A 15734-nucleotide genomic window follows, 5' to 3' on the forward strand; every position below is an offset into this window, starting at 1 on the left:
CCGGTCGGGTGGCTAACTGTTGCTCTTGATCACTTCGTTGATCTTGTCGGTCATGGTCTGGAGTTCGGAGAGCGGCTTCTTGCCCTGGAGGATGTCAGGCCAGTAGGCGGTGATGAGGTCGTTCGTCTGGCCGGCCCACTGGGTGGTGAATCGCACGCCGATGGTGGACGACGTATTCAGCCCCGTCTTGACGGTGGACGCGACGGTCGTCAGACCTGCCTTGTCGAGGGCACCGAAGTAGGCGTCCTGGGCGGAGAGATAGGCCGGGGCCGCCACCGGGGAGTCGGGCAGCACCTTCGTCCACACGGTGGAGTCGAGGTACTTGAGGACCTTGAACGTCGCGTCGGCGTTCTGGGTGTACGACGGGGTGCAGATGCCCACGGCGTCGTACAGAGTTGTCGGCTTGTCCACCCGCGGGATGGGCGCGAACCCGTACTTGATCTTCGGTTTGTCCGTGAGGAAACCGGCGGCCAGCCACTGTCCGCTCCACAGCATGGGGATCTCTCCGGCCGCGAACGGTGCCTGCTGGTTGCTGATGTCGTATCCGGGAGGTGCGACTGCGCCGCTCTTGATGCCTGCGACGAGCTTGCTCACGCCTTCGGTGTACTTCGCGTCGATGGTCGCCTTGGTGGGCTGGTGTACGGAGTCGGTGAAGGGCGCGCCGCCGGCCGACTGGGAGTACGTGCTGAGGGTGAAGGGGCCGTCCAGGGAGGTCATGGCGTCGGCGACCAGGCCGTACTTGGCACCCTTGGCGTGCAGCTTTGCGGCGGCGTCGAACATCTGGTCCCAGGTCCACCCGGCGGTGGGAAGGGGTATTCCGGCGGCCTTGAACGCGTCGATGTTGTACCAGATGCCGTACGTGTTCATCAGCGAGGGGACACCGCCGATCTTTCCGTCGGCGGTCTTCCAGTTCTTCATCGTGGATGCGACGAAGCTGTCGGCGTTGAAGTCACCGGAGCCGGAGAGCCGGGAGGACCAGTCGGTGAGCAGGCCCTGGTCGGTGTACTGCCGCTCGGTGTCGTTGCCGCACCAGAACAGGTCGGGCAGCTTCTTGGCCTGGGTCAGCGCCGCGAGCTTGTCGCTGTAGTTGCCGTTGGGTGTGTCGATGCGCTTGACCGTGATGTTCGGGTCGTCGAAGCCGGTCAGGGCCTTGTCGATGGCCTTGTTGGTCGCGTTGGACTCCCAGGTCATGATGGTGACGGTCGCCTTGCCGTCCGACTGCTTTCCGGAGGAGCCGCCGCAGCCCGCCGTCGCGAGCAGTCCCCCAGCCGCCAGCAACGCGCCGGCGACATGGATCGATCGTTTCATCATGGCCTCCTGATACCTGGCTGGTACATGGCTCGTACGTGGGTCGTGGTGCGGATCAGCGCTGGTTGACGGTGCCCAGAGCGCTCAGGCCTTGGATGAAGTAGCGCTGGGCGACGAAGAACACGGCCAGGGGCGGGAGCATGTAGAGCAGGTTGGTGGCCATGTACAGGTTCCAGTCCGGGGTCTGGCCGGCGAACGGGGCGACGAAGGAGGCCATGCCGACACTCAGCGGCCACTTCTCCGACGAGTACAGGTAGATGAGTGGGTTGAGGTAGTCGTTCCACGACATCTGGAAGGCCAGGATTGACATCGTTATCCAGGCGGGCTTCGTGATCGGCAGCATCACGCTGACGAAGATCCGGACGTGTCCCGCGCCGTCGACCTTGGCCGCCTCGTCGATGGAGTGCGGGATCGACAGGAAGTACTGGCGGGCGAGGAAGATGAAGAGCGGATTGCCGCCCAGAAAGGCCGGGACAATCAGCGGCAGCCAGGTGTCGTACCAGCCGATGTCCTTGAACAACTGGAACAGCGGGATGATGCCGACCACCGGGGGCAGCAGCATGCTGCCGACGAAGACGTAGAACCAGGCCTTGCGGCCGGGGAAGCGCAGCCGGGCCAGGGCGTATCCGGCCATCATCGAGGTCATGACGCCGCCGACCACCGACAGTCCGGTGATGACGACGGAGTTCAGCAGCAGCCGCGGGAAGTGGATGGCCTTCGGCCCGTTGACGAAGTTCTCGAAGTGGAACTGGTGGGGCAGCAGTTTGGGCGGGACCTCGAAGACCGCCGAAGGACCCTTCAGCGCGACGGTGAGCATCCACAGGATGGGCAGGACCATCACCGAGCTGATCAGCAGCGCGGTGGCGTACCAGGACGCCTTGCGTACGGTCCTGCCGCGCGGCTTCGCTGCCGGGGCTGTCGTCGGCGCCGTCGTCGGCGCCGTCGTCGGCGCCGTCGTCGGCGCCCTCGTGACGTCAGGAGACGTGGTCACTGTAGGTCCAAATCGACGAGAAGCGGGCGGTGGCGGCGATCACGACGACGATCGCGAGGAAGAGCACCCACACCTGGGCGGAGGCATAGCCGAACTGGGAGACCTGCCCGAGTTTGGGGAAGCCGTTGGTGTAGATCGACAGCATCAGCGTCCTGGTGCTGAATCCGGGACCGCCCAGGCCGTCCGGCGAGAGGATCTTCGGCTGGTTGAAGGCCTGAAGGGCGGTCACCATCTGCAGGACCACCTGCAGAACCATGATCGGGCTGATCAGCGGGAGGGTGATCCGGAAGAACACCGTACGGGGGCCGGCGCCGTCGAGCCTGGCCGCCTCGTAGAGCTCGGTGGGGACCGCCTGGAGCGCGGCGAGAAAGATGATCATTGTGGAGCCGACGCTCCACAGCATGACGATCACGATCGAGGGCATCGCCGAGCCCGAACCGGACAGCCACTCACTGGTGGGCAGGTGAAACCACGTCAGCACCTGGTTGGCCAGGCCGACTTGGGGATTGAACACGAACTTCCAGAGCGTGATCGTGGCCACCACGGGCAGGACGACCGGCAGATAGCACAGTGTGCGCAGCAGGCGGACACCCCGCATCCGCTGATTGCAGAACACCGCCAGGGCCAGCCCGATGACCAGTGACAACGGCACGTACAGCACGACCAGGAGCAGCGTGGCGCGCACCGAGGGCCAGAAGGACGGGTCGCTGGTGAACATCCTGCTGAAGTTGTCGAACCCGACGAACTCCGGGTCCGACAGGCCGTTGTACCTGGTCAGCGCGAAGTAGGCCGACCGGATCAGCGGATAGACGACGAACACCGTGAAGCCGATCAGGGCCGGTGCCAGGAACACATACGCGGCCAGGGTGTCCGACGCCGGTTTCCTTCGCCGGCGCCATGGCCGCCGGAGGCCCCCCGGGCTGCTCTGCCCGGGCGGCCGGACCACAGGCGGTGCGGTGGTTCGCGTCTCTCGGTGCGGAGTGGCTGTCACACGCGCTCACCTTCTGACTCCGAGGAGTTGGCGATGACTCGGACCAGGCGGACCCGGCCGTCTGGTGGTCTCCAGCTCCTTCAAGGTAACGTTTCCATTCCCTGTTGATCACACGGTGGCGCACGCCCCAGAGGGAGTCAAGAGGCGCGATGGTAACGTTTCCCAAGCCAACATCCGGAACAGCGTGGGCGGTTCCGGAGTCGCTGAGGACGCTCGGCCGACGGCTCGCCACCGAACTGCGGGGCAGCCCGGCGGCGGACATCGTCGAGAATTGCCTGACCAACACCTGGACCACATCCATGAGTTGGGGCGCTCTGCCGCCGGATGCCCCGGAGGTCCCGGGAGCACAGGAGGTCTTCGTCAGGACCGGGGACATTCCGGCGATGTGGCTGCGGGACAGCACGGCCCAGGTCCGCCCCTACCTCGCCGTGGCCGAGGATCCCGAGGTCGGAGACGTCCTGGTCGGCGTCTCCCGCCGCCAGATCCGCTGCGTCCTGCTGGACCCGTACGCCAACGCCTTCAACGACGGACCCACCGGAACGCACGGCGAGCCCGCCGACCGACCCGCGCCCGGGGCATGGGTGTGGGAGCGCAAGTACGAACTCGACTCCCTCTGCGCGCCGTTGCAGCTGGCGTACGCGATCCGGCGGGCGACCGGCCGCGAGGACCACCTCGACGACGCCTTTCGCCGCGCCGCCTGGACGATCGTGCGGTTGTGGCGGGCGGAGCAGTCCCACACGCACTCGCCCTACTGGTTCGTCCGGCCGTCCGGCCCCTTCGCCGGTGACAGCCTTCCCCAGGGCGGCCGCGGAGCCAGCGTCCGGCGGACCGGTATGACGTGGTCGGGCTTCCGGCCGAGCGACGATCCCTGCCGGCACGGCTACCTCGTCCCGGCCAACGCACTGGCTTCGGCGAGCCTGCACGGGCTGGCCGAACTCGCCTCGTCCGCTCTCCGCGACGTCGAACTCGCCCGCGAGTCACGGAGGTTGGCCGACGAGATCGACGCCGGAATCCTGGCGCACGCGGTGGTCGAGGTGGGCGGCGTATCCGTACTCGCCTACGAGGTGAACGGCCTCGGCCCGGTGCTGCTCGGCGACGACGCCAACCTCCCCAGCCTGCTGGGCCTCCCCCTGAGCGGCTGGTGCGCACCGGAGGACCCTCTCTATCAAGCCACCCGGCGTCTCGTGCTCTCCGAGGCGAACCCTTCGTTCTTCGACGGCAGGTACGCGTCCGGTGTCGGCAGTACGCACACGCCGGCCGGTCACGTCTGGCCGCTGGCGATCGCCACCGCCGGCCTGACCGGCGACGAGAACGCCGCGGCACAGGCTCTGCGGACACTGGCCGCCACGACCGCCGGCACCGGCCTGATGCACGAGAGCTTCCACGTCGACGACCCCGGCCGGTTCACCCGGCACTGGTTCGGCTGGGCCAACGCCATGTTCTCCGAACTCGCCCTCGACCTGTGCGCGGGAGGCGTACGGCAGCTGTTTCCCGTACACCCGCGAGCTCTGCCCACTGCGCAGAACGCGGGCGGCAGGCCCGCCTGACCTGCGTGTCAGTCGCCTCTGACAGTGTGGTCGAGGAACGAACGAGGTTCCCTGGCCGCCTCGCACCGGCGCTCGGCCGTGCACCGCAGCACCGGTGCGAGGAAGGGCAAGTCGTCAGGGGCCGGGGTTACAGCGCCCGCCGCCTCACCGCGCCACCGCCTCCAACCAGAACGCCTTGCCCTTCGATGTGTTCTCGGACAGGTCGATCGGCAGGCCCTGGGTGCGCAGTCGCTCGCCCGTGAACTCCCCCTTCGCGGTGTGGGCCTGAGTGCCGTCGTCGTCGATCGTGATGTCGGTGACGGCGTAGGTCGTACGGTCGTTGAGCCAGCGCACCTTGGCGTCGACGACCGTCTGCGCGGTGCCGGCGGCCGTCGCGATGAGAAGTGCGGTGCGGCTCCGGGCGTCCGCCCACATCCACACGTACGGGCCCCTGCTGCTGTCCCACGCCGTCGTGTCCCAGCCCTGACCCAGGTGGACGGGCAGGAACTGGCCATCCGTCAGGGCGGTGATCTCGGGCCGCCTGCGCCAGGCGTTGAAGACACCCATCAGCTTCACCGCCGCCTCGGGCCACTTGGTCGCGTCGCCGGGGTCCTGGGGAAACTTGACCGCGCGGACGGCCATGTAGGAGTAGTAGTCCTCCATGCGGCCGGTCATCTTGCCGCCGTTCATGTAGGTCGCCCCCATCGGCAGGTGCCCGAACGCGGTGAGCGCCGTACGCAGCGACAGGTCCTCCCCGGTGATACCTCCGTTCGAGGTGTTCCAGCCGTTGTACGCGATGTGCAGCAGGCCGTTGTTGCGGTCACCCTGCGTGGGGGCGATGTCGAGTTCGCTGGTGAGCTTGGGCAGGTACTCGGGGTTCTTCGTCACCAGGTCGTTGAGCATCGTCCTGGTGAGGACGGCCTTGCGGTAGACGTTGTCGCCCGCGTGCGAGTAGGCGGTCGTCTGCTCGTTCTGCCAGTACTCGGTGAGGTCGATCATGTGCTGGGTGACGCCGTAGTCGTTGAGCAGCGTCTCGATCTGGCTCCGCTTGTAGGCGAGTTGGGCCGGGTCGGCGAGGTCGCGGCCCTTGAGGTGACCGTCCCCGGTGAGGGAGAACCAGAGACCGAAACCGAGTCCGTTGTCCTTGAGGGTCTTCGAGAGCGTGGCCAGGCTGGTGATCGACTTCTTCATGGAGTCGCTGGGTTCGATGGAGTCGCGCGTGGTGTTCCAGTAGTCGTCGAGCATCACCATGTCGAGGCCGGCCCGCCTGGTCTGCGGGATGACGGTGTCGTAGTAGTAGCCGGCGGGCAGTTCATGGCCCGGGCCGCCGCGGTAGTCCCAGTCGTTCTGGTGGAAGAGCGTGGTGGTGTGGTGGTACTTGAAGCGCTTGCGGAAGTGCAGTTCGTCGGCCATCTTCCCGTCGACGACATCCCCCTTGAACACGGTCAGGTTCACCGAGAGGTACTCGAACTCCTCCCCCGGCAGCAAAGTGAGTTGCAGCGATTCGGGGTGCGTGTCCACGGACACGGTGTCCTGCTCGTGCCAGGCGTTGATGCCCGCGAAGGGCGGGAGCATGTAGTCGGTCGGGTAGTTGCCGTTTCCGCGCTGCGTCTTCCAGTTGAGCTCGGGGCTCAGGCTCCAGCCGTCGCCGGTGTCGTACACGGTGAGGGCCTTCTTCGGCCAGGACCTGCCGACGGGGTCGGTGCTCAGCGAGCCACGGGTGCTGAACCACTTCATGTTCGGGACGTAGTGGAGGGTGTGCGGCTCGTCCGGCAGTCGTAGGTCGATCACGGTGGAGCGGGTGAGGGTGAGTTCGCGGGACGTGTCCTCGTTGCGCACGAGGGTGAAGTAGCGCAGGCCCGCTTCGCCGTCGTAGATCTCGAAGACCAGGGTGACGCGGAACGGTCGGGGCACGGCTCTGTGCAGGGCGATGCGGACGCGCTCCCCGACCCGCCAGGACCTCTCCTTGGTGCGTACGGTGATGAGTTCCCTGGTCGTCGCGCCCAGGCGCCACCCTCCGTCGTCCGCGCGGACGGTGTCGGCGCCGTCGAGTTCGTGGGCGAAGAGCAACGCGGGGGTGCTCAAGTAGTCGCTTCCGGCACGCTTGTTGAGGAGCCGCGTGAGGTGGATTCCACCGTTCTGGTAGGTCACGGTGGCGCGCAGGGCGTCGTTCTCGAAGGTCCACTCTCTGGATCTGTGCCGGATGCTGTCCGACACCGCGGCGGCGGATCCGGTGCCGGCACCGAGGAAGGCGGCCGAGGCCGCGCCGAGGAAGGAACGACGGCTCACAGGTGGCATCGCGGAGATCACCTTTCGTCGGAGGAGGCGCGGTGCGGAGTTCGACGGGCGCGATGCAGTGACAACACTGGGATGACAACGTTTCCATCACGCACCAGAGCCAGGAAGGGGAGAGGACATGGAGCGGGAGTGCGCGCCCGATTGGGCCGCGCGGAGTGAACGGTGCGCCGCGGCAAGCGCTTTCACCTCCAGGGAACGTAAGCGGCGTTCGACGGGTCGGTCAACGGTGTTGCAGGAAATGCTTGATGGGGCCAGGCGGGAACACGCCACCGTTGCGCGCGAGCCACCGAGCGCCACAAGAGACCCGCCCACCGGAAGAGACTTCAGGAGTCTTGACGTGCGCAAGTGACGGCCACAGACTGACCGGACACCCTGACAACGTTGTCGAGAGGTCGCGTCGATGTCGCAGCACGCCGTGGGACTCACCCGCCGTCAAGCCATGCAACTGCTCGGCGTTTCCGGCACCATGACCGCCTTCCCGCTCACTTTGGGTTCGGGCCGGGCCTCCGCCGCGACACCCACGGCCGCCCCGGCCGCGGACCCCGTCTCCGACACGTACTACCGCGTGCTGCTCTCGCACACCCGGTGGTCGGAAGGGCAATGGGACCCGGCCCAAGGCCACTACACCGACAAGGACTTCGGGTTCGCGGTCGTACTCGGCAACGCCGTCCTGCTGACCCGAGGCCCGTACGACGCCGAGCGTGCCGGAGTCGACAAGGACACCCTGCGCGCCAGGACCGTCGCCACCGTGAAGCACTTCGCGGCGTCCAACCGGCTGACCGGCGGCACCAAGTGGGGGCGGCGGTTGTTCTGGGACACCACGTTCCAGTCGTACTTCGTGCTCGCGGCCCGCCTCTTGTGGGACGACCTCGATGAGGCGACGCGGCGCAATGTCGACACCATCGCCCGCGCACAGGCGCAGTTCACCACGCAGTTGGGCACGGGCGACGACCCCGACTCCGGCGGCTGGACCCCGCACGGCCTGAGCGGCGGATTCGAGGGCGACACCAAGCTGGAGGAGATGGGCGTCTACACCCAGTCGCTGGCCCCCGGTCTGGCCTGGGCGAGCGACGATCCGCGGTACGAGGCATGGCGCGCCGCCTTCGGCAGGTGGAGCCGCAATGAGGCGGGGCTGCCGGCCGCGGACCTCGCCAATCCAGCCCGCGTGGACGGGGTCGCCGTCAGCGCGAACACCGCTCAGAACCTCTATGACACGTTCATCGTCGAGAACCACGGTTCGTTCGGCCCGCACTATCAGGAAGAACTCTGGCGTACCTCGGGACGCAACAGCGCCCACTTCCTCGCCGCGGGCCGCGCCCTGCCCGAGGTGCTCACGGCACAGCCGAACGCCGAACCGCTGTGGTGCACCCTGCTCGGCGTGATGAGCGACGCCGGCGAGCCCCTGATGCCGATGGTCGCCGATCGCGAACACCTCTACGGGCGGGACGTCATTCCGCTCGCGTTCCTGGCCCAGGTCGTCGGCGACCGTGCGGCGGCCCGCTGTGAAGTGGCGCTGGCCGAGCGCCTGGAGGCGTATCAGGAGTACCCGCCGCAGTACCGCCTCGCGAAGTTCTCGGGCGAATCCAAGTACGAGCCGGAGGCCCGGGCCGAACTGGCCATCAGCTACCTGCTGCACGAATGGCGGGCCCGGTCGGGGCAGGCCCCCGTACGTCCCCTGTCGCAGCGCGAACTCTTCGAGCAGGCCAGTGGCGTCACCGACTACGGCCCGCGGCCCGGCCTCGTCTCCCATCAGTCACCGGGCGCGTGGTCCGGTGCGGTCAGCAAGTCCGGCTTCGTGAAGTTCGCCTGGCAACCGGCCCATGACGACTGGCTGTTCGCACTCAGCGGCTCGACACCGATGTTCCTGCCGAGCACCGGCGCCAAGGTCACCGGGCGTTCTGTCGTCACGTACTCGCGGACGCGGGACGGGTTCGACGGCAGCGCGAGCCTGTTCACACTGGACCGGGGGTACGCGGGGTTCACCACACTGCCGTCCGGCGCCGTCGTGTACGCGACCTCCGGGACGGCGTACGGCGAGGGCCACTTGGAGGTGCACAACCTGACCATGCCCGGGATGCCGGGGCTGGACGGGAAGCGCACCTATCGGGCCGCCGAGGGAAGCACGACGGTCGCGGCCGGGAGCGGCGGCACGTCCGCCGGCCCACGCGTCGACGAACTCACCTTTCCTCGCGCCCGGTTCCGTCATCTGCGCATGCTCGGGGTGCGCCCCGACCCGTCGTACGGCTATTCGCTGTACGCCTTCGAGATACGTGACGGAGCTTCGGGCGGCGACCTGGCGCGCGAGGCCGGAGCGACAGCCTCCGCCTCCTCCTTCGACCCGGGCAGGGAACCCGGGCTCGCCGTCGACGGTAACGCCACCAGCCGCTGGGCAGTGTCGCGCGCGGACCGTCCACGGGCGGACAGCTGGATCGCGGTCGACCTGGGCGCGTCCCGGGACGTGGACCGGGTGACGCTTCGCTGGGAGGCCGCGGCGGGCCGTGCGTACCGGATCCAGGGATCGGTCGACGGACAGCAGTGGACCGAGCTGGGCGCCTGGCCACGACCGGACCTCACCAGCCGCGGCGGATGGCTGGACATCGACGACCGCGCGGGTCTCCTCGTACGAGGCGGCGCCAACCCGATCTCGGTGTACGGAGACACGGTCGTGCTCTCCGACGGACCGGCCGAGAGCGTGCTCATCGAGGCACTCCCCGGCGCGACGCCCGAGAAACTGCGTACCGCGGCCGCCCGCAAGACCCCCTCGACGCAGTCCGCACAGGTGAAGGCAGCCCTCACCGACCACTACCTGAGCCTGTTCAACCTTTCGTCGGACTCCGTGATCACGACCGTGACGATCCCGAGTTCGCCTGCCGCGGGGATCCGTCTCTACCAAGGCGTTCAGACCGTCACCGAATCGGGCACGGCCTTCCATGCCGAGCTGGCCGCCGCCTCCGCCGCCCTGGCGCCTGCGCGCATCATCCTCTCCGGCGGCCGCATTCCTGTCGGGCTCCGCGCCGAGGTGCGCGACGGCCGCACCGTACGGCTCTCCGGTCCCTCCTGCCACGTCACCGTCTCGGCACAGGGCAGGAGCGTCGATGCCACGGTCCGGGCGGGCCGCACGACCACCGTCACCGTGCCACGCGCCACGGCCTACCCGATCGCCGACCTGGCACTCGGCCGCACCACCTTCCCGACCGCGCCGTTGCCGCCCGCTATGACGGACCCCGGGGCCGCGGTCGACGGAGACGCGGGCACCGCGTGGAAGCCCGGTCCCGACGGTCGCATGGTCGTCGACCTGGGCGCCGAACAGCACATCACCGAGATCCGGACCCAGTGGCGAGGAGGCGATGTCCCGGCATCCCAGGTCGAGTTCAGCCTCGACGGCCGTACGTACAGTGGCGCGGCGCGGCTGTCGGCGCGTGGCGTCCTGCGCACTGACCGCACCGCCCGCTACGTGGCACTACGGGTCATCACATCGGCCGCGCGCCCTGCCTCACTCATCGCTCTCACTGTTACGTAGGTGGGAATCGCAACGGTGGACGTCAGCAACACCCGCCGTCCACACCGCCGTTGACCGCGTCGAGGCGGCAGAAGCAGGACGCCTCGACCGGTACGTCCGCCAGCGCCGTGGCCATCTTCAGTTGCTGGGCCACGATCCGGGCCTCCCCCGTCCTGCCCAGCCGGACGAGGCATTCGTGGAAGCCGTGCAGGGCCCAGACGTTGCCCGGGTGCTGCAGGGCGCGCGGAAGCGTGTCGTCCAGGCCGAGGTCGGCCCGGTAGACCGCTTCGGCCTCCTCGACGCGGCCCTGTTCGAGGAGGAGGGCGCCGTACGCGTGGCGGGTGGGCTGCATCCAGCCCCACGGTTCGTCGTAGGGCAGGTTGTCGTCCAGTTCGATGGACCGTTCCAGGGCGGCGAAGGCGGCCTCGTGGTTGCCCTTGCGGTACTCCAGTTCGCCGTCGAGCATCGCCGACGCGATCGCGAGGATGTCGGCGCAGGTGTTGTTGAACAGCATCCGCGTCTCCGGAACCCGGGTGACCGCCTCGCGGAACAGTTCACGTTCGGCCTCGGCCTCGGTGACCCGGCCGGTGGCCGAGAACGCGACCCCGCGGGCGTAGTGGAGCATCGCGGTCGTCGCGCAGTACAGCTTCGGGTCGGCGGGCAGCGGCAGTTCCACGATGTCGGACCAACGGCCGAAGCGGATCAGCGCATGGACGCGCATGGCGAGGAATGCCTCCAGCCAGTCCGCCATGGGCGGGGACTGCACGCGCAGCAGGTCCTCCGGGATGGAGGCTTCGAGTTGGGCGGCGGTCTCCAGGGCGGTCTTCGACTGGCCGAGGAACATCGCGCCGTAGATCTTGAAGTGGTAGTTGTGCGACCGGTACAGCGTGTAGAAGTTCATCGCGCCGGCCCGCGCGCGGTACTTCTCGTCGGCGACGATCGCCGTGCTGTTGTCGGACACCACGCGCCGGTAGTCGCCGCAGAGCACGTCCAGGTGTGTGGGCATGTGCTGCAGGTGGCCGGCGTCGGGGACCAGGCCGCGCAGTCGGTCCGCGACGGGCAGCGCGGTTTCGGGGGTCGGAGACATCTCCATGAGGTGGATGTACATGTGCAGGATGCCCGGGTGCCGCGCCCCGGCATCGGTGGCGATCGCCCGTTCCAGGACCGCCTTCGCGTCGAGCGTGCGCGCGCCCTCGGCGGGCTCCCCGGTGCGCAGGTCCCACAGCTGCCACGGGGTGAGGTTCATCAGCGCGTCGGCGTAGAGCGTGGCGATGTCGAGGTCGTCGGGGGCGAGTTCGTACACGGCGCGCATGCTGTCGGCGTAGGGCTCGTTCCACACCGAGCAGTCCTCGACCGCCTCCGCCTGCGGATAGCGGGCCCGCAGCGCGCCGATCAGCGCCTGTTCGACGGGGGTGGCGCCGACCGCCTTCCGCTGCGCGAGTTCGACGGCGGCGTGGGTGCGGTCGACGGTACGGGCCAGGTCCTCCCCGTCGAAGAACTCCCAGGGCTTGTTGTAGTTGGGGCCCAGTGCGTAGGCGATGCCCCAGTGGGCCATGGCGCAGTCGGGGTCCACCGCCACGGCCGCCTCGAAGCAGGAGACGGCTTCTTCGTGGTGGAAGGCGTACGACCAGACCAGGCCGCGGTCGAACCACTGCTGGGCCTCGGTGGACGATGTCGTCACGGTCCGCTTGTGGGTGCCGAGATCGTAGTGGTCCATCGGTCCGCCTCTCCTGTGCTGCCTGTACGCCGAGGGACATCTCTACCACCGAGGCTAGAGGCGATACCGGACACATCGCAGCGTTACCGGGCGACCGGAACGTACAAGGCGAACGCCCGCCCGGACCATGGCGCGGTCCGGGCGGGCGTGGGAGCGGGCGGTGCGTCAGGGAGTGATCCTCCACTGCTGGATGTAGCCGACGTCGATCGACGCCACGTCACGGACCCGCAGCTTCCAGGTGCCGTCGACGGGCTGCGCCGAGGCGTCCACGACGAAGGTCTGGTTCACGTTGTCGGCCGAGCCGCCGCTGCGGTTCAGCAGCGAGTACACGGTCCCGTTGGGGCCGACCAGATCGACCGTCAGATCACCCCGGTAGGTGTGCACGATGTTGACGTACACCTCGGTGGCCGCCGAGGCGTTGCCCGGACGGCCCGTGATGGTGATGGGCGACTCGACCGCGGCACCGACGTCGGGGATGTCGACCCGGGTGGAGTTGCCGTAGACGTACGCAACCCGCCACTCGAAGGTGTCCGACACGGCGACACCCGTGCTGTCGGTCACCGTCACGGTGACGTCACTGGTGCCGGTCGTGGTCGGGGTCCCGGAGATCAGGCCGGTGTCGCTGACGGTCAGGCCGTCGGGCAGGCCGGTGGCCTCGTAGGTCAGCGTCGCGTCCGCGTTGGTCGTGTAGGCGTCGATCTGCAGGGACACCTCCTGGCCGACACCGGAGGTCTGGTCGTCGATCGGGGAGACGTTGACGCCCAGCGCTATGCGGTCACCGACGTTGATGCCCGCCCACGCGGCGGCGACGGCGAGGTAGGTGTCGCTGTAGGCACCGAAGAGGTCGCCCGCGGCCCGCAGGGTCGCGGCCCTGGCACCCGCGTAGTTGGTCGACGACGTCATGTACGTCGTCAGCGCGCGGTACCAGATCCGGGCCGCGTTCTCGATGCCGATACCCGCGACGGGTACACCGTCGGCGGTGGGGCTGTCGTAGTTCACGCCGTTGACGGTCTTCGCTCCGCTGCCCTCGGACAGCAGGTAGAAGAAGTGGTTGGCAGGCCCTGAGGAGTAGTGGACGTCGATGCCGCCCAGCGAGGCGTCCCAGTTGTCGCGGGACTGGCCGTCCTTGGAGGGCTTGTCCATGTACCGCAGCGGGGTGCCGTTGCCGTTGATGTCGATCTTCTCGCCGACCAAGTAGTCGGGGACATCGGCGTCCAGACCGGCGTTGAACTCCACCGCCGCGGCGAAGATGTCCGAGGTCGCCTCGTTCAGGCCGCCCGACTCCCCCGAGTACGTCAGATTGGCGGTGGCGCTGGTGACGCCGTGGGTCATCTCGTGGGCCGCCACGTCCAGCGAGGTCAGCGGCTTAGCGTTGCCCGACCCGTCGCCGTACGTCATGCAGAAGCAGGAGTCCTGCCAGAAGGCGTTGACATAGTTGTTGCCGTAGTGGGCGCGGCTGTAGGCGGCGACACCGTCGTTGCGGATGCCGTTGCGGCCGTAAACGTTCTTGTAGTAATCCCAGGTCGCGGCCGCGCCGAAGGCGACGTCCACACCGGCGGTCTGCCGGTTGCCCGGGGTGCCGTCGCCCCAGACATCGTTGTCATCCGTGAACAGTGTGCCGGTGCCGGAGGTTCCCTGGTTCAGGTCGTACGTGCGCTGGCCCGCGCGATCGCCGTCGACCATCTGGTACGACGAACCGGACGCCGTGGTGCCGACCGAGACCGAGCCGTTGTACTGGCCCGTGCCCGTGCCGGTGTGCACGCTCTCGTACTTCGAGGCGACCTTGCCGGAGGCCGCGTCGGTGACGACGTGCAGTTCGCTGGGCGTGCCGTCCTCCTGGAAGCCCTCGACGACGGATTCCCAGGCCAGGACCGGCTTGGACCCGGCGGCGGCCCAGACGACGAGCCGAGGCTTGCCCTCGACCTCGGAGCGCTCCACGTCGGCCGCCTTGCCGATCGCGAGCGCCTTGGTGGCGGCGCGGGCCGCGGAGATCTTCGGCGTGGTCGTGGGCACCGTGATGGTGGCGCCGGTGGCCTTGGACGTGGTGGTCCGGCCGTTCTTCACGTGCAGCACCAGGTCACCGCCGAGGACCGGGAGTCCCGCGTAGGTGCGCTCGTACCGGGTGTGGGTCGTGCCGTCGGCGTCCTTGATGACGTCCTTGACGACGAGCTTCTCCTGCGAGCCGAGGCCGAGTTGATCGGCCGTGTCGCCGGCGCCTGCGGTCGCGCTCTTGAGGAGCGCGGTGCGCTTGGCGGGAGACAGCTCGGTCTGGGCCGCACCGGCGCGCGGCGTGGCGGTGATCTTCGAGGAACCGGGATCCGCGGGTGCGGCCGACACGGGTCCGGCCTGGACTCCGAGGACGAGCATCGAGCTGGCGGTCGTGAGGGCCAGGGCCGCGGCGCGTCTGCGCCGGTGGGTGGAACGGTGATACCCGGACAAGGTCTTCTCCTCCTGCGACAGCCGGCCCCTGGTGAGGGCCGACGGCGAGCGGACCGGCTGGGTGCGGCCGGTCCGGAATGGGGGGTGGAGCGGGAAGGAGCTCCGCACCGGCCGATACGCGCGGGCGCCCGAGGACGCGGCGACGCGTGTGACGTGAGGGTGCGGGGATGTACGAGTGGGGGACATGGGAGGTGTGACAGGTGTGACGATGTGAACGAACAGTGAATGTTCCACAGCAGAGTGACACCACTCGCACAGGGTTGTCATGGAAGTGACAAGACAACGGCTTGAATTGACCATTGCCTGCTGTGAGTTCATCATCGCCGACGAAGGGCTTCAGCCACTGCCGGGCGAAGACCGATCCGTTCGACGCGGGGCGATCACCGGCTCGGCCTTGAGTACGAGCACGGACTTCGGCGCGGGTACGTGCCCGGCCGCGAGGCTGCGCCTTCTCAGAACTCGCTGTCGATTCCGGTCACGACCGCCTGCCCCAGTGGGGCGTCGTCCTCGGTGAATCCGCTGTCGCGCAGAGCCTTCGAGACCAGGCCCACCGCCTCGCTCTCGGCAGTGGAGCGGTCCGCCGCCTCGACCTCGACCCTGGCCGAGAACATGCCACCCTCCTCGACGGTCAGCAGGCTCAGTTCCTCGCTCTCGCCCAGGTCCGTGTTCTGCGGATCACGAGGCCGGAGCCTGTCCTCGATGCCGGAGCGCGCGGCGTCGGAGACACTGCGGACGAACGTGCCCGGAACGGTGATGACGTACGTGGTCACTGGAACTCCTTACGAGGATGCCCGGTCCGTCGGGGGCTTCACGGGCCGGACGGGCGGACGGCACGGCGCGTGCGCCCGACTGGCGTGCAGTGCTCCCGACTCCCATGTACTCCACGTTCCCCGCCTTCGGCCAGGAATGCGAACACGTCGTGCGCCCGGACAGTGGTTCGATACGGAACTCCGTTTGAGTATGCG

General features: G+C 68.3%; 9 protein-coding genes. 2 read left to right on the forward strand and 7 right to left on the reverse strand.

Annotation, left to right across the window (positions count from 1 at the left end; translation table 11 throughout):
* Positions 1-12: 12 nt before the first annotated feature.
* The 3 genes from ACIBEI_RS21300 to ACIBEI_RS21310 are packed head-to-tail and all read right to left on the reverse strand — an operon-like array spanning position 13 to position 3152.
* A complete protein-coding gene (locus ACIBEI_RS21300) occupies positions 13-1308 on the reverse strand; it encodes an ABC transporter substrate-binding protein (protein ID WP_398890994.1) in 1296 nt (431 codons plus the stop codon).
* A gap of 55 nt (positions 1309-1363) precedes the next feature.
* Positions 1364-2299 carry a carbohydrate ABC transporter permease gene (locus ACIBEI_RS21305; RefSeq protein ID WP_398890996.1) on the reverse strand — a complete coding sequence of 312 codons (936 nt, stop codon included), beginning with the start codon at positions 2297-2299 and terminating at the stop codon, positions 1364-1366.
* Positions 2283-3152: a carbohydrate ABC transporter permease gene (locus tag ACIBEI_RS21310; RefSeq protein ID WP_398890998.1), complete on the reverse strand. Its 870-nt coding sequence runs from the start codon at positions 3150-3152 to the stop codon at positions 2283-2285. The genes ACIBEI_RS21305 and ACIBEI_RS21310 overlap by 17 nt, the downstream gene beginning before the upstream one ends.
* 287 nt (positions 3153-3439) lie before the next feature.
* Here ACIBEI_RS21310 and ACIBEI_RS21315 point away from each other — a divergent pair, with 287 nt between their 5' ends.
* Positions 3440-4837, forward strand: a complete 1398-nt coding sequence (locus tag ACIBEI_RS21315) for a glycoside hydrolase family 125 protein (RefSeq protein WP_398891000.1) — start codon at positions 3440-3442, stop codon at positions 4835-4837.
* Positions 4838-4981: 144 nt separating this feature from the next.
* Here the strand turns inward: ACIBEI_RS21315 and ACIBEI_RS21320 are convergent, their stop codons facing one another.
* Positions 4982-7114 carry a hypothetical protein gene (locus ACIBEI_RS21320; RefSeq protein WP_398891002.1) on the reverse strand — a complete coding sequence of 711 codons (2133 nt, stop codon included), beginning with the start codon at positions 7112-7114 and terminating at the stop codon, positions 4982-4984.
* Between the two features lie 400 nt (positions 7115-7514).
* Between ACIBEI_RS21320 and ACIBEI_RS21325 the strand changes: the two genes are divergently transcribed.
* The gene (locus tag ACIBEI_RS21325) at positions 7515-10634 is read left to right on the forward strand and encodes a discoidin domain-containing protein (protein WP_398891004.1); all 3120 of its coding nucleotides are present in this window, start codon (positions 7515-7517) and stop codon (positions 10632-10634) included.
* A gap of 22 nt (positions 10635-10656) precedes the next feature.
* Here the strand turns inward: ACIBEI_RS21325 and ACIBEI_RS21330 are convergent, their stop codons facing one another.
* The 3 genes from ACIBEI_RS21330 to ACIBEI_RS21340 form a co-directional block, all read right to left on the reverse strand.
* Positions 10657-12330, reverse strand: a complete 1674-nt coding sequence (locus ACIBEI_RS21330; protein ID WP_398891006.1) for a hypothetical protein — start codon at positions 12328-12330, stop codon at positions 10657-10659.
* Between the two features lie 165 nt (positions 12331-12495).
* Entirely contained in the window at positions 12496-14697 is a 2202-nt protein-coding gene (locus ACIBEI_RS21335; protein WP_398891397.1) for a M4 family metallopeptidase, read from the reverse strand.
* A gap of 524 nt (positions 14698-15221) precedes the next feature.
* Positions 15222-15539, reverse strand: coding sequence for a hypothetical protein (locus tag ACIBEI_RS21340; protein ID WP_398891008.1), 318 nt, complete (start codon positions 15537-15539; stop codon positions 15222-15224).
* Positions 15540-15734: the final 195 nt, after the last annotated feature.

The sequence above is a fragment of the Streptomyces sp. NPDC050988 genome (assembly GCF_044456225.1).
In the GTDB taxonomy this organism is placed as follows: Bacteria; Actinomycetota; Actinomycetes; order Streptomycetales; family Streptomycetaceae; genus Streptomyces.